The 18,430-nt window shown below is 58.3% G+C and carries 15 protein-coding genes; 5 read left to right on the forward strand and 10 right to left on the reverse strand.

What is annotated here, in order from left to right; translation table 11 throughout:
• Positions 1–159: 159 nt before the first annotated feature.
• Positions 160–1,242, reverse strand: coding sequence for a hypothetical protein (locus HWX91_RS40000; protein WP_027693554.1), 1,083 nt, complete (start codon positions 1,240–1,242; stop codon positions 160–162).
• A gap of 212 nt (positions 1,243–1,454) precedes the next feature.
• Between HWX91_RS40000 and HWX91_RS40005 the strand changes: the two genes are divergently transcribed.
• A complete protein-coding gene (locus HWX91_RS40005) occupies positions 1,455–2,633 on the forward strand; it encodes a hypothetical protein (protein ID WP_028199907.1) in 1,179 nt (392 codons plus the stop codon).
• Between the two features lie 193 nt (positions 2,634–2,826).
• Here HWX91_RS40005 and HWX91_RS40010 read toward each other — a convergent pair whose 3' ends face one another.
• On the reverse strand, positions 2,827–3,564 hold the full coding sequence (locus HWX91_RS40010) for a hypothetical protein (RefSeq protein ID WP_028199906.1): 738 nt from the start codon (positions 3,562–3,564) through the stop codon (positions 2,827–2,829).
• Positions 3,565–3,748: 184 nt separating this feature from the next.
• Positions 3,749–4,267, reverse strand: a complete 519-nt coding sequence (locus HWX91_RS40015) for a hypothetical protein (RefSeq protein WP_028199905.1) — start codon at positions 4,265–4,267, stop codon at positions 3,749–3,751.
• A 292-nt stretch (positions 4,268–4,559) separates the two neighbouring features.
• Between HWX91_RS40015 and HWX91_RS40020 the strand changes: the two genes are divergently transcribed.
• Entirely contained in the window at positions 4,560–5,876 is a 1,317-nt protein-coding gene (locus HWX91_RS40020) for an IS701 family transposase (protein WP_027693486.1), read from the forward strand.
• A 510-nt stretch (positions 5,877–6,386) separates the two neighbouring features.
• Here the strand turns inward: HWX91_RS40020 and HWX91_RS40025 are convergent.
• From HWX91_RS40025 to HWX91_RS40045, 5 genes are all read right to left on the reverse strand, one after another.
• On the reverse strand, positions 6,387–6,878 hold the full coding sequence (locus tag HWX91_RS40025; protein WP_027693485.1) for a hypothetical protein: 492 nt from the start codon (positions 6,876–6,878) through the stop codon (positions 6,387–6,389).
• A gap of 16 nt (positions 6,879–6,894) precedes the next feature.
• Positions 6,895–7,170, reverse strand: coding sequence for a hypothetical protein (locus tag HWX91_RS40030; RefSeq protein WP_027693484.1), 276 nt, complete (start codon positions 7,168–7,170; stop codon positions 6,895–6,897).
• A gap of 84 nt (positions 7,171–7,254) precedes the next feature.
• Positions 7,255–8,172, reverse strand: a complete 918-nt coding sequence (locus HWX91_RS40035) for a hypothetical protein (protein ID WP_127837882.1) — start codon at positions 8,170–8,172, stop codon at positions 7,255–7,257.
• Complete coding sequence (locus tag HWX91_RS40040; protein WP_025576774.1) at positions 8,153–10,003, reverse strand: type IV secretory system conjugative DNA transfer family protein; 1,851 nt, start codon at positions 10,001–10,003, stop codon at positions 8,153–8,155. The genes HWX91_RS40035 and HWX91_RS40040 overlap by 20 nt, the downstream gene beginning before the upstream one ends.
• A 52-nt stretch (positions 10,004–10,055) precedes the next feature.
• Positions 10,056–10,772 (reverse strand): hypothetical protein, encoded by a 717-nt coding sequence (locus HWX91_RS40045; protein WP_028199901.1) that lies wholly within the window; start codon positions 10,770–10,772, stop codon positions 10,056–10,058.
• A gap of 239 nt (positions 10,773–11,011) precedes the next feature.
• Between HWX91_RS40045 and HWX91_RS40050 the strand changes: the two genes are divergently transcribed.
• The 3 genes from HWX91_RS40050 (at position 11,012) to HWX91_RS40060 (ending at position 14,236) form a co-directional block, all read left to right on the forward strand.
• Entirely contained in the window at positions 11,012–13,336 is a 2,325-nt protein-coding gene (locus HWX91_RS40050; protein ID WP_052660820.1) for an ATP-dependent DNA helicase, read from the forward strand.
• Complete coding sequence (locus HWX91_RS40055) at positions 13,333–13,599, forward strand: hypothetical protein (protein ID WP_028199900.1); 267 nt, start codon at positions 13,333–13,335, stop codon at positions 13,597–13,599. The genes HWX91_RS40050 and HWX91_RS40055 overlap by 4 nt, the downstream gene beginning before the upstream one ends.
• Positions 13,600–14,032: 433 nt before the next feature.
• On the forward strand, positions 14,033–14,236 hold the full coding sequence (locus HWX91_RS40060) for a hypothetical protein (RefSeq protein ID WP_028199899.1): 204 nt from the start codon (positions 14,033–14,035) through the stop codon (positions 14,234–14,236).
• Positions 14,237–14,300: 64 nt separating this feature from the next.
• Here HWX91_RS40060 and HWX91_RS40065 read toward each other — a convergent pair whose 3' ends face one another.
• Both HWX91_RS40065 and HWX91_RS40070 read right to left on the reverse strand, forming a co-directional pair.
• A complete protein-coding gene (locus HWX91_RS40065) occupies positions 14,301–15,959 on the reverse strand; it encodes a hypothetical protein (RefSeq protein ID WP_235429541.1) in 1,659 nt (552 codons plus the stop codon).
• A gap of 744 nt (positions 15,960–16,703) precedes the next feature.
• Entirely contained in the window at positions 16,704–17,849 is a 1,146-nt protein-coding gene (locus tag HWX91_RS40070) for a replication protein RepA (protein ID WP_208459056.1), read from the reverse strand.
• Positions 17,850–18,430: the final 581 nt, after the last annotated feature.

An 18,430-nucleotide genomic window follows, 5' to 3' on the forward strand; every position in this document is an offset into this window, starting at 1 on the left:
TGCAAGAGCATGAGTTCGTTGAAGACATGGCCAACCAAAGCGAAGACGTACCGCTGATGCGGATTCAGCGCCTGCAGAGCGGCCTCAGATAGCTCGATACGTCGGACTTCGGCTTGCATCGTGCCTCCGCTTTGATGGCTGCTGGATTGTCTTGTGGTGTCAGGCGTCGAACGCTTCGATCATGCTGCGCTGGGCCTCGACGATCGACTGGGTGTTGCCTGGGTGCCAATCTGCGATCGAGTACGGCAGGTTGAAATACGGGTAGCGGCTGAACGCGAATCGCGCTAGCGGCGGTAGGGGCCGGGTCGCCCACGGGTTTTCGAGCAGCACGACATCCTCGTGAAACACGAACAGAACGGCCGACAGGCGGCTCTTCTTCTCGACGCGGCGGAATCGGCCGTCGTGGCCCATGCGCTTCGGTGCGGCCGGCCGCTCCTCGAACACCGGCGCTTCCTTCCACCCGTAGACCCCGTACCACATCCCACCGCTGCACAGACCCAAGTGCCCGCGGATGAGGGGCGACGTCTGGTGCGGGTCGAGCAGTTGCGCGGCGACGGGACCGCCGAAGTGGGTAAAGTCGGCGATGAGCACGCACGGCCGCTCGGGGTCCACCTGGCTCTCGTCGCCTTTCATGGAGCAAACCCGGCTGATGAGATTGGCCTGCACACTGTCGTTCGGCTTGGTCGGGTCCGGGCGGCCGGCTGGCGTCAACTCGGTCACCGACGTGCGGACCGTCCTGTCGCCCACCGTCATCTGCGAGCGTTCGATCCCATACGGGTGCTCACCGTCCGGCGTGTGGGCGGCGGCCACGAGCCTGTCCTGTTCCTTGTCTTGGTGCTTCGAGAACACCTCCACGGTCACCGGGCCGTCGCCGGCGTCGACGGTGAAGTCGGGCGTGGACGTGTTTTTCCGCTTGATGGGTGCGACCTGGAACCCGGCTTCAAGTAGGCCGCCGTACGCGCGGATTTCCGCCAAGGCTGACGAGCTACCGCTGTCGTCCTCGAAGTCGAGCAGACGCGTGACGAGATCCTTCAACCACGTTTCGCCGCCGGTTTCCTGCGCGATAGCCGGCACCGACGTGCGAACCAAGTTGTCCACCGGTCGCGGTTCCGGCGAGTGTAGGGCGAACCAAGTGGGGTGACGAGTTCCATTGGGTTGCAGCGGCGCCTTGTCGAGGCGCTCGATCTCGTCGGGGGGTAACAGGTCAGACAGGCGCGTGATGGTGGGCACGGTCGTGCTCATGCGACGGATCCTTCAGCGGACGTGTGGATGGGCAAGTGAACGATTGTACGGGGAACCGCAGCGGAATATCTGACCAACGAACATCCACGTCGTCGTGCCCCAGAGATTCGACTAATTGCCCCACAGTGAACATAGTCAGGTTCCCCAGTCTCAGCGACTAGGCCCCAGTCATTGGATAATGGGGCAATTCGAACTTCGCGGGTTCACTTCACATGCTCCCAAACGCCCAAGCAGAACAAGTACTGTCAGCCACAGTTTCCGGCTGGTTCCGCAGCTTCTGCGGGACCAGCGCACTGGACGTAGCGCGGGAGCTTGCCCTAGATCATGGCTTGGTGCTGACTACATTTGAGGAGTTAGCCGATGCGGGGTACGGGACCATGAACATGAATGTGAAGTTGTACCAATTCAAGTTCGATCTTGACAACCCTGGGGTCGATTTTGACCCCGAGCCGGTGACAACTCACATTTTTTTCCCTTCGACAGAGGCGTTGAAGCGAGCGTATTTCCTGTCGGATTTGGCGAAGCAGGGTTTGCCGGAATTCACGGAGCGAATGCATCTTGGTGCACATCAAATCGGCCTCGCTTACTTTTCCGAAGAGGTCCTTTCCCGATACCTGGATCATCCTGAAATGTACGAGACTAATGACTCACTGGCCGGGGGGGAAATATCCTCCCTGTCGAACGCGCCAGATGATCGCTATCTCTACGTTCGGTATGGCAAGCGCCGACTCCGATCGGGCCACGTTGCCGTAACTGCGATCTACAAGGACCTTTCCGACATGCGCGCGCCGGAACAACGGTATTGGCACGCCCACGAGCTTGAGAGCCCCGAGTTCGAAAAGTCCGATACACACTTCCGCACCTTCATAAGCCGTACCTATGATGGCGAGTTCGTTGATTATCACGATCCTTTTTCCGCCTTGCTGACGGCAGTCGAACAGGTGAACGCTGCAGCCGGTTCCACGCCGTTTTTCAAGAGGCTTGAGAACAGGCACCTCCGGATGCCCGTCGAACAAACGTACAAATCGTACTGCGACGCGGCGAGTGAGTTGTATAAGGTTTTAGGCCCGGACAACGTGGACCAGCCAAAGCTCAAATCGGCCCTCGTCAGCAATTTCAGCGTGTCGGGCGCGGATCTCACTCACGCTGAGACCGGACGTCCTTTGAGTACGCTGCAGTTGTTTGAACTTATAGAGAAGAAAATTGGGGCTCCCGGTGTGTACACGGCGTGCCTTCGCAAGCTGGCAAAGCTCCGGATCGACGCAGATCATAAGATTTTGGAACCACGCAGCAGTGAGCAAAGCTACTCGACACAATTTGCCGATATGTGTGGCGAGATCACGCACGCATTGGGGGAGTTGGCGGACCTGCTCCGCACTCGAATGAAATAGTGCCAGCGCTTGCTGTTACCGGCGAATGGATGCCTAAACGCGATAGCGCGGTACCGGCTGAACGGTCGCGACGCACCGACTGCGCTGAGCCTTACGGCACGGGGTCGACGGAAGCAAACATACGTCGTTAGATCTCGTTGTGGTGACCCGATCGTCCGTAAGCGCCGGAGGCGTTCGCAATTTGTGAACGGCCTCAGAACGCTTTCGGGTCTCTCGTCTTTTCCTCGTAGAGCCCTCTACACGCAGCGATCACGTCGTCTAATGGCATTTTGATAACAAAGCCGTATAGTTGGAGCTCGCCGATGGCCGAGGGTAAATCAAAGAGGGACGTACCTTCCGGGTTCGGGTTCCAGACATCCATGATGTGCTCAACAAGCTTCTCTACCGCGCCTCTATTCTTGCCCCGATGAAGCGGAAGATATGAATTGGCACGATTGATTACGTAATGTTCATGAATAGCCTTATCCATGAAGGAATAGACGGAACGGCTGCAAATGTACAGGGACGTATTCAAGCTATCGCAATATGGATCACTTGGACCATCGTCTAGTTTCTCGTCTTCATCCCTCGCATTCCAATCATCTTCTTCTGATGGCTCTGGGCTGCAATCGTGCAAGAGCACAAAGTAATAGAATGCCGCAACCTCCGCGAAAACACGATCGTGGGGAAACGGCCAGTTGGTTTTGAATGGCTCGGGTAGTTCTTCAAAAAAATCCCGAAGATCCCTCGTGAACACTCGGGAAAACAACAGGACGGTCATAGCCTGCGCGTATGGGACCTTCTCCGGATTGGCAAACATCTTGACGTCCTCGTTCATGGAGGCAGGGGTGATGTTGTCGACGATTTTTTCTAGATTTGTCCGGCGATCAGCTTTATTGCGTGATTGCGTCGGTTGTTCGCTTTTTCCGAACAGCTTGCTGAGGAATCCCATATGGATTTTCTGTTTGTGACTGTGGTTATTTATGCTCGAAACCGGGCGGAATTGCAATCGACGCAATTTCGTGCTCGGGATAGCTGCAACTGACCGCAGGTACGTGCTCGGATTACCTGTACGGTATCGACGCGAATAGCCATTCAAGCATTCGTTTCTCCAGACAGATGATGATTTGCTGATTCTACCGTTTAGCGAAACCGCGCAGCACCCATGAACCTGCCAAACCGAAAAGAAGCAGTATCACGGGAGGGCCAAGCACAAGCAGCGCATCGCGCGGCACGGGTTTGTAAAATCGCTTGGAGGCTTCTTCCGCAAAGTGCCGATGAAGCTTGTCCGCTATCTGCTTCGCGCTGGCGTTCTTGGGTACGCCGATAACCTGCTCCCCGTCCGAATCATTGATCGTTAATGTGCCGTCGTTGGCATCTTGGACGCTGATGTCCAAGAGGGAATCTTGACCCACAGGTTTGGCGCACTTCCAGTGCAACCAAGGCTTGTCGGTATTCTTGTCGTCATCGTATCCACGGCAGTCCAGTTGGTCCTGCACGCTCTTCTGTAATTCAGCCGCGCTCGGCGGTCCCGGAGGAGCTTCGGTGACGTAGTGGGGAATCACCGTTGAGTAGATTGAAGCTGCGAGCCAAAGCACCGTGATCACGGCCCAGAGTCGCATTAGGCCACGTCCCCACTGGATTTCTCTAAGCATGGTCCGTTCTTAGCTGTATTTGTAGAGTGGGGACACTGTATCGTACCCGGCCCAAATTTGTCATAGCGGTCCGTGGGCAGTTACGCCGCCCGCTCGCGCTCTTGCGCCCCCGTGTGTGGCGCCGCGTACGCGTTCTGGATGACGCGCGCATGCCTATCCGGCAAATGCGAGAGAATGGCCGCCACTCTGCTTCAATGCAGAAGTACTGTTCGGAGGGAGACCACTAATCTTACTGTGTCAATAAACTGCGATGCCTGGTAGTATGAACTAATAGAGACTACGGGCGATCGCAATGACAGAAGATATCGACGAGTTTGAAGTGTATCTCAACCATCTGGCACAAGAACTAGGGCATGCGGATCGCCACGCCGGCCTTAAAGGCTACTGTTCTGGCCTGGTGCTGCCGCTTTCACGAAAGAGCGTCGAGCCAATGGCCGCGCATATTGATCCGCTTCACGCGAGCGCGAAGCATCAGTCGCTTCACCATTTTGTTGCCAAGGCAGAGTGGTCCGACAAGGCGATCATGCAGCGGGTGCGCGAATGGGTGATGCCCGCGCTAGGCGCGTATGCGGCTGAAGAAGCCGGCTACTACTGGATTATTGACGACACAGGTTTCCCGAAGAAAGGGCGCCACTCGGTAGGAGTCGCACGCCAGTATTGTGGCCAGCTCGGCAAACAGGACAACTGTCAGGTCGCAGTGAGTTTATCGATCGCGACGCAACGCGGCAGCCTGCCGATCGCCTGGCAGCTGTACGTTCCCAAGGAATGGATTGACGATCGGGAACGTGCCCGTCGTGCGGGCATTCCCGACGATAAGTCCTTCGCAACCAAACCACAGATTGCGTTGGCCCAACTGCGCGAAGCGATTGCATCCGGGATTGTGCCGGGCATCGTGCTGGCCGACGCGGGATATGGTGATGAGACGGCCTTTCGGGATGGCGTAAGCGAGTTGGGCTTGTTATACGCCGTGGGGATTCGCCCGGGAACCTCAGTGTGGGCAACGGGTACGGCACCGCTGCCGCCCAAGCCGTGGAGTGGGCGCGGCAAGCCGCCTACGCTGCTGCGTCGTGCGCCCGGGCGCGAACCACAAGCGGTCAAGGCGCTGGCCATGCAATTACCCGCGAACGCCTGGCAAACCGTCACCTGGCGAGAAGGCAGCAACGCGGCACTCTCCTCACGCTTTGCCGCCGTGCGGGTTCGTCCCGCGCATCGCGACTATTGGAGCAGTACCCAGCGCGCCGAAGAGTGGTTACTCGTTGAATGGCCCGATGGAGATACGGAGCCGCTCAAATACTTTCTCAGTACGGCTCCCGTCGAGGCGACACTTGAACAACTCGTATTCGTGACCAAGATGCGTTGGCGTATTGAACGCGACTATCAGGATCTAAAGCAGGAGTTCGGACTAGGTCACTACGAAGGTCGCGGCTGGCGCGGCTTTCACCACCACGCCACACTGAGTATCGCCGCATATGGGTTTCTGATGGCCCGGAGACTCAGGATGGGATCAGGTACCGGCGATAAAAAAAACTTCGTTGAACGCGCGCTGCCTGCGCTTCCCGCGGATTACATCGCACGCGGCAGTCCAGCGCGCACAACGCCACGTTCCTGATTCCATCACTACCTTGCGTATCTTGCTTGGACTACGGCTCACGCAACGCTTGCACCATTCATTAACGCAGTAGCCTGAAAAATAAATGACACAGTAAGACTAACTATCTGTCGAAATGTTCGTGGCGCCCGGTTCACCACCTAAAAGAGGCCAATTGATGCGGCGCTAACCCGCCCATCACGCGCGGTGGCATGCACAACGCCGAAGATACCATTGATCAAGACACCGTTGCGGTCAGAACCATCCGCCAGGTACTTTAGATGAACCAGTCCCAAACGTACCACCGAGTTCGATAACTTTTATTATGACAAATTGCATAAGGACTCCTAAGTACACAACCGTCGAGTTCGGTCGCTGCACACGAAATATGTGACGACCGCCGCACGCGGATAGCGGAGCTCCGTCCATGTGAAGGGCTGCGGTGGAACATCAGGCTGCGAACTTGCAGTTTGTTTTTGGGTCACGCACGAAAAACGCCCTGGGCAGCAATGCTGCACAGGGCGTGTTGGGTTAGCGAAGCGTTATATGTGGGGGTAAGCCCACGGTGCCGTTGGCAATGAGGAGACTCATGCCGTCGGATGCTGCACGTTTCATCACGCGTTCGAAAGCTACAAACGCATCATAGAGGCGCCGGTGCTCCGGTGTCTTCGTCCTGCTGCTCTCCTTCACAAAGTCAAGTCGAGCATCGAAACTGCCATAGATCCAGTCATCGTTGCACGGAAGCAATGCAACGTGATCCGCCACGAAATGGGTTACATCGCCAGGCATCTCGCCTTTGATCATGGGTGAACGTACGCTCAGGATCATTCCTGAGTGCGCACGCAGCAACGCGGGATCAAGACGGGATGTTCCGTAGCAGACCATCACGAACCGCTTGTCCTGCACCTCGACGTCCTGCACATAAAGGCAGTAGTGAGGGTGGGGACCGGGTCGATCAGAGGCGTTATCGTACGGGAAAAGACACTTCAGCACCTGGCCTCGCACAAATTGCGAGGTAGGCATGAGGTTCTCCGGGAGGCTATTTCTGGTGGGGCTTTTTGACAGGACGGCGATGGCCAGTCGCAGCATGCTCGTCGACAGAGAGATCTGCCTGGAGCTTCTTCTGCATAGCCTCGAGCGCCTCGAGCGGTACCGACGTGTCCATGCTGACCGTGACGCCCGAGGGGGTCACTGCCTTGAGCACTTCGCGTCCATTGGTGGCGATGAATTTCTTCATGACCCAATCGTACACCCGTTTTGCCAGCTGGTTCAACCCAGCGGCAAAACACAAAAGCTGCTGCATCACGATCTCCATTTCCCATGCTGGGCGTAGTCAAAGTGATGGAGATGCGTGGCGAAAATTAAGTGGCAGTGTGACCTCCGGAGGCGCGCTGCAGGCTCAGAAAAGCCTCGTCCACCAGATTTTCGAGCGGGAACTGTCGACCCGGTGTTTCGCGGCCCACTCTTCCTGTTCGAGCTCCGGATTGCGTAGCGTCACATAAAGGCTGTCGCCCTTGCGGGAAAAGAGGTACGCGTCGGTCATCTGATTGATGACATTGAGGATCCTTTCGAGCTCCGCTTCGGTGCGCATGTCGAGCTCATCGCCTATCTCGGCAATCAGGGTATTGATGTGGATCCCTGGCTGCAGCCACATGTTGCGTGCCGCGAGCATGCCGATATCGCTGCCGGCGAACGCCGCGGCGTTGACCACGCGCGGCGGAACCGGCAATGAGCTGATAAACGGAAAGGGCTCGGCAAATATATCGTAGCGGCGCCAGAACTCGTACTGGAAACGCAGCAGCACAACGTCCGTGCGAATTGTCGGTGAGATCGCCATCGCTGCTTCCTGGAAGCTGAAGTGATCAGGTGAATCGCAAAAGAAGAATTCGATCGCCTGCGCGCGCGACTCGGGCGTGGCGTTGGTGCCAAAGAGCGCGACGGCAAAGCCGTAGATCAGCTTGAAAGCGTCTCTTTCTGCACCTTCCTCGAAGTCCTCCTGCGTGATGTAGTCGAGCCGCTCGGCTACTCGTCGTCGCTTTCCGACGTGTCCAGCGTCTTGAAGAGTGCCTGGCGGGGCATCAGCAAATTTCGGATCAAGACGAGGTGGTGGCGCATGATACCTTTCAAGAATGCCCAGATCCAGAGGATCATCCCCCTCAAGATCACCCGGATCGCGGGACTGACGAAGGCGGTCAAGAAATGCGAGACGACGTGCCGTATCGGTGGTATCAAAACCATCAATATCCCAACGATCACCACGATCGCCCAGACTTTCCCCATATGCATCGAATACTCCCTCAGGCTGTGGCGTGGCCATTGCCATCTCCGCTATTGCTATGTGTTGTCGAGAGGAAGCGATCCAGCTTGTCCGGATCGCTATAGTTGAAGCCTTCCCGTTTGTAGAAACGTGGTTTGTTGATCCGGATCGGACCAATCTTCTGCTTCATTTCGGGAGTGATACTCACGAGCGGAATGCGCAGGTTGTACACGTGCTTGCCCTCGTACAACATGACGCCCTCGCCCTTGTCGAGTGCCTTGAGCTGGTCAGGCGTCACGCGATGGACTTCTTCCTCGCGCTCGGCGTAGCTCTCACCGCTGGAATCGCCCGTAGTTGCACCGGGTGCAGCGCGCAGGGCGTCCTGCGACTTCGAGGCACTATCAGACGCGGTCATCGATCGCCTGACAGTGAGGTGCTTGCCGATCAGGTCCGCTGCCGACTCGGCAGTCGTCTGCGACCCGATACGGAAGAACAGTTTGGTAGTGGTGTTGCCGGTGACCATTTCAGCGAAATCTTCGCTGATGGCCTTGAAATTCGACTCGGTTTGCACCGCCGGACAGAGAAAAATGCCTGCGGATCGTGCCTGTTCAAAAATTCGGGCCCACGATTCGTTAACGTACGAGCCGGCTTCGTCGAAGAAGCACATGTACGGGATTTTCGGCCGGTCTGCACGGTTCGCCTGCAGCCACGACACTGCGGTACGAAAATCGCCCAGCACCATCTTGCCGAAGTTCGACGCGGCGACGTCCTTGCCCATCGTAGGCAGTGCAACGTAGACAATCTTGTTGCCCTTGATCGCTTCATAGAGGCGCACGTCCGGCTTGTAGGTGTTCATCACCTCGCCGAACTGGTTGGTGCCGAATGTGAACAGGCGTCCAACCATGCCACCCAGGACATCCTTCATCTTCTTCACGTCGATCTGGCCGCGAAGCGGATTCTTCGGATCGTTTGACGGGTGCCGGTAGTTGTCGAGGAAGAGGCGGAGGTTACGGGCCTCATCAGAGCGCGGGAACCGGTTGACGAGCGTCGCCTGCAGTTCTTCGAGCGCACGTGCGTTGTTCAGCAGAACCGCAAGGTCATAGAAGTTGTAGGCAAGGCCCGTCTTCTGGCAGGCACTGATGATCGTGACAAGGGCCTGGTTGGACGACTGCTTGTAGTAGTCAGCGCCGGCGCTGGATTCGGTGGACGGGATCAGCGATAGCAGGCGCGCGGCGACTTCATCCGGATCACCCTCGAGGATCGGGTTGTAGGTGTTCGAAAGTGCAGGGTTGCCCGGGTTAAGAACGAAGAATTCGTGTGCACGCCCGGCCCACTTGCAGAACTGATACAGAGTGAGGATGTTGTCCTCATCGAGCTTGCCGTCGACGAAGAGCACCCCTCCTCCCCGCTGGATCTGCTGAAACATCATCAGCGAGCCAGCGACGGTTTTGCCGACGCCTGACTGGCCAACGATCCAGACGTGGCGAAAGAGGTTGTCGTCGTCGATGATGATGGGCTCGCCAGTGTCGGTGGCGTAGCCAACCATCAGCCCGCTTGTGCCGTGCACGGGCGCGGGCGACGAGCGAACGTCGATCGAGCTGTTCAGGTGGAAGTGTCGCTTCCACGGGTTCAGGATGCGCCGCGCGAGGTGCGTGGAGCCGGCCAGCGCCGCACCGAACGGCACGAGGGCGGGAACGCTGCCAGCGAAAAACGGTGAGGACAGCGTGGCGCCCAGGCCCAGCGACAGTGCACTCGCGGTGTCGACAGGCCCACCTAGCCCGAGGTCAAAGGCCTTCCGGTAGATGAGGCGGATGTCGAAAGGCGCGACCTCATGAGAGGAGCCTTTCTTGACCTGTCGGGTGGTGCGGGTGGTGACTGGCCTGAAGTGCATTTCGTTCCAGGATAGAAAAAAGCCCGTGCGACGAAGTCACACGGGCTGTGGGTCAGAAGTGGGCCGAACGCGTGCTGCTGCGTTCGATCTCTTCGATGCGTTGGTTAGCTTTTTCCTGAAACTCCGCGATAGCCAATGGGTGCTGGAGAATTGACGAAACCATCTCTCTGGCACGGCGGATGTTTTCCGGGTCGTCGACGACAGCGAGTCCCTTTACCTTGTTGTCCAGGATGTCGCGTTCGTTGGCGGGAATGGAACCGACCGCCAAACTGCCACCGCTTGTGCCCCCCGCTTCTGCTAACGGCGTGAGCCTCGTCTGCACTGACGTGGCTGCTTGCTGCGCAGGAGCAGTAATGCCCGCGACGTTGAATCCAATCTTCGACATACAGACCGCGAACGCCTGCAACTCCGTCCGGGCAGGGGCATCGGGATCTGTCATCGGACCCGCGTTCGTCGAGGAGACGAACATGGCATGAGCACGCGCAGTGAATTCCACCTTCTCTTGCGGGTGGTCGCTGCGTCGATGCCAGAAGCGGATCCGGGCCGTATGCATGAGCTCACGACCAACCACTTGCCCAGCAACCACAATGGGCGCACCTTCGCGCAACACATCCTCCTCGAGGTCATAACCCCAACCGATACCGATCGGGCCAAATTCCGCGCTTGCGAGGTACGCCAGCTGCCGCAGGGCCACCGTAATACCGCCCGGATCTGCTCGCGAGGCGGCATCCGCGGGTGGTGGTGCTGCCTTGCTCACGCGGGTCCACATGGAAAGGTTTGTTTCCTGTGCCCCGCCACTGCCCTGCTCTGCGGAAGTACAGGCTGGATTCATCTTTCCTCCCCATTTCGTCAGTAAAAAGTAAGGCCTCCCCAATGGGTTGACCTAGCGACAGAAATGTGTGGGCAAAAAATAAATCTCGGACTCTCCTGAAGGTATTATTAACCACAAGCTGGTTTTGAATTTATTCTGTTGTTCGCCCCGTTCTTTCGCGCGACGCAAGCTCAGCCATGGATGAAATCGTCGGTCGGCTCTCCACCCTCACCGTCTATAACGGCAAGTGGGCACGCGCGAGTGTCCGTATCGCCGATGGCTCATTCCTGACTTGTGTTGGCGAGACCCTGCTCGGTCTGCGTGAGGGCAACGATTACCGGCTGGCCGGATGGGTGCGCGAGCATGCCCGGTACGGGCGGCAGCTCGAGGTTCGCGCGGCGGTGCTGGAGGTGCCTCAGGACGAAGGGGCATTGCGCCGGCATCTGCGCAGAAACTTTGCCGGCTGTGGCGAGAGGACTGCGGCGAAGCTGATTGAGTGGGCGCGCGCGCTGCCCGGCGGGCTGGATGCGCTGCGCGAGCAGCTGGTATCGAATCCTCATGCGATCGACTTCAGCGTCGTGACCAAGCGTCCGGTGCGCATGTCTGACGACGAGGGTCCAGAAATTGCGATTTACCGGAACCTCTCGTTGCGCCTCGGGACCAGCGGCGTGCACGACTACCTCCTGCGCCGTCTTGCGGGCTGGGTATTCGAGCGTGTCGGGGCGCAGGCGGACCCGGTGGTAGCTGCCTGGGAACGCATTTCCAGAAATCCGTACGAGGCCGTCCGCTCACTCGACGGTTACGGGTTTACTTCGGCAGACGCGATCGGCCGCCAACTGTCATTTCCACCCGACCACGTCTTCCGTCTGGCGGCTCTCGCAACTCACGCGGTACGTGAAGGCTGTGAGCGCGCCGGCCACACCTTTCTGATGGCTGACGAAGTCGCCCGCCGCATCACGCAATACGATGCGGCGGTGGCGTTTGATGTTGCGCTACGTGCCGCGGTCGAGCTGGGCGAGCCAATCGCGGTAACTGAAGGCCGCTATTACCCGCTCTGGCTGTACAACTGTGAACTGGCGCTGGCGGAGCATCTGGGCCGGCGCCTCGCAGTAGCCTCGGCGCCCATCACTGAGGCCCCACGGGAGAAACTGGAGCGTGAAGTGCGCATGGCCGAGTGGAGCATGGGTGAATCGTTCAGACTCGACGACAGCCAGCGCGAGGCGATGATCAGCATGCTGACGTCGACGTGCTCTGTGCACACGCTTACAGGCGGCCCCGGGTGCGGCAAAACCGCGATGATCGAAGTATTGGTGCAGGTCGTGTGTTCCCTCGGCGCGGGGCTCCGAATTGTGTTCTGTGCCCCAACGGGCAAGGCGGCGAAAGTACTGGGCGCTCGGGTGCAGCGCCTGGGGATGTCGTCGGCCACGGTACACGCGACCCTCGGGGTGGAAGCCGACGGCTTCGCTCACAATGAGGAGAACCCGCTGCCTGCGGACGTAGTGATCGCAGACGAAACGTCCATGAATGACCTCGCTCTAACGCGTGCGCTGTTCGACGCGCTGCCGGCCGGGTCGCACATAGTCCTGTTGGGCGACACGGACCAGTTGGCATCGGTCGGACCGGGACAAATGCTTGTTGACCTGCTGGAGCTGGATGCGGATCACCAGCAACTTTCGATAACGCATCGCAACGATGGCGGAATTCTCGAGGTCGTGCGCCAGGCGCGGGCCGGCAAATGCGATTGCGTAGACCGCCCGGATGTAAGGTTTTCGCACGGACTGCCGGCGACCGACGTCGCTGGCATCGGCAAGGTGATAGGCGCGTATCTGCGCGCGGTCAGACGCAGCGGCATCGAGCACGTAGGCTTGTTGATGGGCGCGCGGCGCGGCGACGTGAAGGTGCCGGGCTGGAACGTGACCTATCTGAACGACGCGCTGCGCGAGCAACTGAATGCGCAGGGCCGGCGCGTCCCCGGTACTAGCCTGAGGCTCGGCGATCGCCTGATGATCAGGCAGAACCTGCGTCTTGAGCAGGGAGAAGAAGCGAATGGCCAGATGCGCTATGAGCAGGTGGTGAATGGCGACACGGGCACGCTGGCCGGGTGTCACCTGGACGCGACGGGCCATTCGGTGTCGTACCTGGTGGTTACGCTTGATGACGGGCGCGAGATCCGCTATCCCGGCACAAACCTTGATGCGCTAGTTCTCGCTTATGCCCTGACGGTGCACGCGGCGCAGGGCTCGGAGTACCGCGAGGTCATCTTCATCTGCACGGACGGTCACGCGGGCTTCATGCATCGCGGGATCGTGTACACGGCGTTTTCGCGGACTCGCAAGCGGCTGCTGGTGGTGGCAGACGACGAGGTGTTGCGTCGCAGTTGTGCACGCCCTATTCCACCGCGCAATTCACGGCTTGTACAGCGTGCATGTGCGGCTGGTGCCGCGCGGCGACAGGCTCGCGACACCGGTTTACGAGGGGGGCCGCCAGTTCAATGTGAAACCTCTTTACGGGAGTCTGGATGAAAGCTGTGGTAACGCGCTGGCGTCGATCGCGCGCCGGGCAATGGACGATGGTCGCTGTGATCGCGTATGTGCTGTATCTCTGGTACGAGGATCTACGCAGCGAGGCGACGCAGGCATGGATCGCAGAACACGGGACAGATGGCACCTGGGCAACGGTATTCCTCGTGGGACTTGCCGTTGGCATCGTGGTCGGCGCGACCTGCGGGCCGCTGCTGATCGGCCCCTTAGCGCGGAGGAAGGGCCAGTCGGTGCAGTCGCGATAGACCTGGTCGTGGAGAGCGCACGTTGAATCAACAACCGACGGGCATCCGTCGGGTAGCAGGAAATGAAGTTCGAACCGGTGGCGAGGGTTTAATCGCCAACATTTTTTAATCTCGGTACCCGACGCGCCCGACGTGGCCGTAAGGCACGACCGATATGAAAAACCAGTGCTGTCACTCCTTCGAGGTCCGACATGCATACGCCAGACACGGCAGTCGTCGTTGAGGATGGATTCAGTGTTGATGAAGTGCGCGCAGCGATGCGTACGAGCTGGTTACGCGCACGGGCCGCCGCTACCAGATTCTGGAAGTGAAGCCGAAAGCGTTGATCTGTTTTGTGTTGCCGCACGATGCGCCGTCGAAGATTACCTGTTCTGGTGGTACTGGGATAGACGCGATGCGACACGTTAGACACGCATAACAGGAACAGCAAAACATGACGTACAAATGGTCCTTAGCAGGCTCTGGCGACCATCGAGCGAACCGCGGTTGCGGCCTGTCGTTGTATGACATACTTGAGCAGCAACTGGCTCTTTTTCCGGATCTGTTTCGAAGCTATGAGAAGGCGGCAGAGGCGGCCATTGACAAGGTGCGCGCGGGCGGATCGCCGCGGCCGCAGTCCGAGGGAAACCGGTCATGAGGGAATAGCTGCACGTCATCCCGCGTGATCCTCCGCTTCTCGCACTCGTGACCGCTAGCTTGGTTCAACGGGCGAGGATGCGACTTAGCGGGCCATTAATGTTTTCAAACGCTTCAATGACTTTGTCCATTACAAAATCAATTGCGCGTCCGTATCCTTGTTGAAGGCTTGCAGTGTCGAAGCCCAAATCCTGCAGACGCGGCAGAGCGAGTGCGAAAGTTTCGTGTGCATCCGCGATTCGTAAATCGTAGGCCACGAACAAAGCGGACAATCTCTCGTTCGGCTCGTTCCACCCTTCAGGCACATCAGAGCTATTGAACGCATTCGCATCCTCATCTTGCACATCCAGCTTCTCGGCGACGTTGAGAAGGGCCTGGAGGAGCTTTACGCTTCCGAGTTTGTCGGTCTCGCCTTTCGGGCATCCAGCCGCCTGGAGGATGCGTTTCAGAAAACCGTTCGGAAGCTTCTGCCAGATTTCGTGAAGGCTTTTGCACCGACCCAGGAACTCTTGCTCAGACATCGACAGCGGTGCAACCTGCGCTAGGCGGCTGAGTTTCGGATAGTGAAGCCACCCGTTATCCCTGATTTCGGTGGCCGAGAAACCGACAAGTTCTTCGACTGACTTGTCCTCACCAACGATAGCTCCTAGTCGAGAAAGATTGTCGCCTAACGTCAAAAGCGCGAACACAAACCGCTGGGTTTTGGCTGCTATGTGCTCTTCGTTCGGATCGAACTGAGCCGCCAGCACCTGGTCGAGCGCAAACGAATGCGCATGAAGGATTTCCTGTTCAGGCTTCGGCTTATACAGCTCTCTCAGCCGCACACGTATCAGGTTTCGCCCGATGCGCCTGCAATCCGAGAAGCTCCATTGCCCGCGGTACGACGGACTGCAAAGCCACTGTCCGTGAGCGAACACGGGTGTGGTGTCGTAGAAACTGCTTTGCTCGTATCGATCAAGGAATCGATCATCCAGGTAAATGACATGATGGTCTCGATCCGCATTAGCACTGGCATGAGTGACGGGGCCTTCAACGCCGAACCATACGATATTGTCCGCTGAGCGCTCAGGACACATCTCGCATGAGACAGCGTCAACCGACGCCCAAACCTGAAGCAACAGGCGACCTCTTTGCTCCTGGATATCAATTTGATACCAGCCCAAATCAGATTTGAGGTCGATATGCCTCTGGCCGCCCATAAAATGCCTAAGTTCCGGCGAGTCTGGAAGGCTTGCTTGATAGTAGAAACTTCGAACACCTCTCGCACCACGCATCCAAAGATATTTTCGGAGGTGAGCATTAGACATCCGCCACGTAACGTTTCGAGATGACTTGTAATGGTATTCGCGAGCAATCTCGCCCTCTGCAACGGCGAACTCGGGGATGCCCAGGTCATCGTAGACGATGCGTTGCTGTTCGTTACCCAGGCACCGTGGTGATAATCCGAGTGCCATCCACACCTTTTCAGCGAGGGCATACGTGTAATGCGATCCGTCGCCCCAGGACGCGACGATGTAGTCGTAACCAGACATGCTGGGCGCAAACTCTGCGCTCAAGCCTTTGTTTCCGAGAACGGGGACTGAGGAAGACACCACGCCACCTGCCGCCTCGTTCAGAATGGGCACGGGACTTTCAACCGTTTCGGGGACGACCGCCATTAGCATGTGCACGTATTCGCCGTTAGGACCGTGATTGTCAAATTCAAGGTCGGTGGTGACGTCCACCTGCTCCAGGGGATCCAGCCCTATAGGACTGAGAAGCGTACGCAGACGTGGCGTTAGAGCGGCTCCCTGAATGGGGAACGTGGCGAGATGGTCAACAGTAGGCATGGGCGTGGCGGTTCAATTGCGTCCGAGTCTCCGATTCCGCCATGGTAGCCGCCCGTCGGTTTCCCGGATAGCTGCCGCTAGCTCGGGAGAGTCGCTATAAGCGACGGGGAATTCGCGGCCGCTTGACTGCTTCGGGTGGGGCAAGTCCAGGTTTCGTTGCGCGACGACTGGGTGGGTTGTCTGCGAAAAATATCTCCATCTCGTCGTAGAGCGGCCGGAGGCGGTGGGCAACGCATCGCGTTGTCCACCGTCGAGGGTCGCTATCTACCTGTAAAAAGAACTACCTGCAAAAGCTACCTGCAACTACTTGCTGGAACACGGCCCTCCTCTGGACTCCTTGTCCAGCAAGGGATTTGAGTGATTACACGTGGCGAAAATTTGAGCGGATACACGCACAAATTTGAGCGGATACACGCGGTGATTTGAGTGGATACACGTGGACAACTCAGCCCGATCAGCGGCATTCGCTTGCCTGGTAGGGCGTTGGACCGATTTGAGCGGATACACGTGGACAAGTCCGGTTATCCACAAGGTTGTGCAGGGTTGACAGGGCGGACAACGCCGTGGCGTGTGGTACGCGAGCCAGGCTGAAAAAAAACCGGCCAGAGGCCGGTCAGAGTGCCGACACGGACCAGGTGTCTAGCGGGGAGCGATGTGGAGCGGACAGGGGGTGAGCCGCAAATGATGGGTGGTAACAGTCACGTGACCGTCTGCTTCGCGGTAAAACGTGAGAACTTCTCTCAAGCGCTTTTTGAAATTGGCCTTGAAGTCATACACGCCTCGCTGCGTGTCGGGGTAGCCGGCGCCGAACTGTTGTTTCAGGGCAATCCATGGAATCAGGGCCTCGCTGCGCCCGGAGACGCGGAGGATGTACATGCGGTAGGTAATCCACGCGTAGATGTCCATGGCGAACGGCGACTTGGTGAGCGCGTGGCACACCTCCATCTTGATGGGGACCGGGGCGCTGAGGATCTCGTCGAAAAAGCGTTGTGAGAGTTCGAGAGTGCTTTCCCAGATGGCTTTATGGTCCATGGACTTCGGATGCCAGAAGACGTTGGACTGGTCCGAGATCATGAGGCGCTTCGACGAGTCGACATGGTCATCGACGTACTCAATGGAGATCACAGCCTTGAAGAGGCGCATGCTTTGGTCGCGGAATCGCTTGATGTCGCGCCCGTTGCTGTGAAGCCCGACCTTCTCGAGGAACTCCGCCTGGCTGTGTCCGAGCGATAACGTCCGTTCCTTCGTATAGACCGCTTCGGTACAGATCCAGGCCAGGATCATGCGCGGCACCGAGCCGTACGGGATGCCGTAGCGTTTGCTCGTGGGACTCACCGTAAGGGTAAGTTTCCCGGTGTCGCGGCTGTAGATGTGTCCGAGCGGTAGTTTCGGATCCGAATGCGGTAGCGTAGCCTGTGCCAGTGTTCGCGCCAGATAGCCTGTGGCGCCGGCGACGCCTGCTTCCTCCTCCTCGATCATCAACGCTTCTTCTATCAGCATCCGCTGGCGCTTGGTCAGCGCGCCGGGATCTGACTTCTGGAGGCTCGTCGTACGCCGAACCTTGCTGCCAGGTGCTTTCTCGTGAGCGGGCGCCGAGTCGTCGAAGAGTTCGGTGCCCTTTGGCGGAAGAGCGATGCTACCGGCAGGTGATGACTTCAATCCGGGACGGGTCGCACGTGCGCGCGCCATGTTGGCTGCGGTCAGCGCGGCGTCCGCTGGCGGTATCCCACGGTTGACCAGTTCGGACCGGTACGCTGATTCGTCGAAAAGGTGGTCGTCCGCCATGGTTCGGTCACCCGTTTGCCAGCCGCGAAGGCGTTGGCGCCACGTGCCTGCCGGCAGCATCTGCGTCCCGCACTGTCAGGCTGGTCCTGGATTGGATCCAGGGTGCCAGAAGGCTGCTCGGGCAGCGCGATGGTGAGTGGATTCCTGGCATGGTCCCGTTGTGGCTTGTGCTGGCTTGTTGTGCCCCGGCATTGGCACAGCGTTACCGCAAATAAACGCGCAGCACGACTGTCAAAAATTCGTGACAATCTTACATGTCCCCGCATAATCTGCAAAGGATTATTTTTACCTCTATGCGGTTTGATTTTTATTCTGTATCGCACGAAGCAGATTGGCTGCGTTATTGAAATCCTGGTCCCACTGCGCAGCACAGCCTGAACATGTGACCATTAACGGGCTGCCGACCACGTTGCGAGTGCCACAGATATGACACTCCTGACTCAGGTAGGGAATCGACAGCCGATGGACCGCAAAAAGACCCGCGCGCTCGCTTTCGTGCGTATTTCGGCGAACGTGATCACGCATTCCGACGGATCGTGATCACGGATTCCGAATGATCGTGATCACCCGTTTCGGTTGAT

It is taken from the genome of Paraburkholderia fungorum, assembly GCF_902833645.1.
In the GTDB taxonomy this organism is placed as follows: domain Bacteria; phylum Pseudomonadota; class Gammaproteobacteria; order Burkholderiales; family Burkholderiaceae; genus Paraburkholderia; species Paraburkholderia fungorum.